Genomic DNA, 653 nt, shown 5'->3' on the forward strand with positions numbered 1-653 from the left:
TTCTTGGTTGTTAACACAGAATCTTTGCTTTGTTGTGAGCAAATTATTAAATCTTCAAATTGTCATATACAGGATAAAAGACGAGCTGTGAATGATTCGTCTTCTTAGATATTTTAATTGTTTTGTGCTTTACAAATTGGTCGTGTAGTATCGTCTACTTCATTTGTTACGCAATGACCTTTTGAGTTATGTGTACACGTAAATATGACAGTACAAAGATTTGTTTCTGGTTCAATATCGCATACAGCATAACTTGTATTAGCGGCCAATCCTGCTATAATATTTTCTTTATTTAGATTGGAAATGGTTGATTTTTTTACACTTAAAATTTTTAGATTCTTTTTTTTCATGATGTGTGATTCTTTAAGTTGTATCAAGTTAGAAATAACGCAAAGAAGTATGGTACGGTTTTACCGTAAAAAGAAATATTTTCGCCTGAAAATGAGTTAGTTATTTTGCGTTGTTGTCTGTTGTGAGTAAATTAACGAATCTTCAAATTGACGAATCATCAAGATTAGGATTACCCTTTTAGCTTGTTTATTTCAGAGCGAAGTTGTGGGAAGTCTACTAGTTTAGAAAAATACTGATCGAAGCCAATGTTTTTGAAGCGTTTTTCATCGCTAGGCATGGCATACGCCGTTACAGCAAATACA

1 protein-coding gene is annotated in these 653 nt (G+C 32.3%); it reads right to left on the reverse strand.

Annotated elements, in window-relative coordinates; translation table 11 throughout:
• Window positions 1-113: 113 nt before the first annotated feature.
• On the reverse strand, window positions 114-350 hold the full coding sequence (locus AA089_RS23230) for a hypothetical protein (RefSeq protein WP_156169306.1): 237 nt from the start codon (window positions 348-350) through the stop codon (window positions 114-116).
• Between the last annotated feature and the right edge of the window lie 303 nt (window positions 351-653).

Source organism: Kordia jejudonensis, assembly GCF_001005315.1.
GTDB classification, from domain to species: Bacteria; Bacteroidota; Bacteroidia; order Flavobacteriales; family Flavobacteriaceae; genus Kordia; species Kordia jejudonensis.

Coding starts and splice junctions, on each gene's coding strand:
- AA089_RS23230 (WP_156169306.1), bottom strand. CDS start 350: ATGAAAAAAAAGAATCTAAAAATTTTAAGTGTAAAAAAATCAACCATT.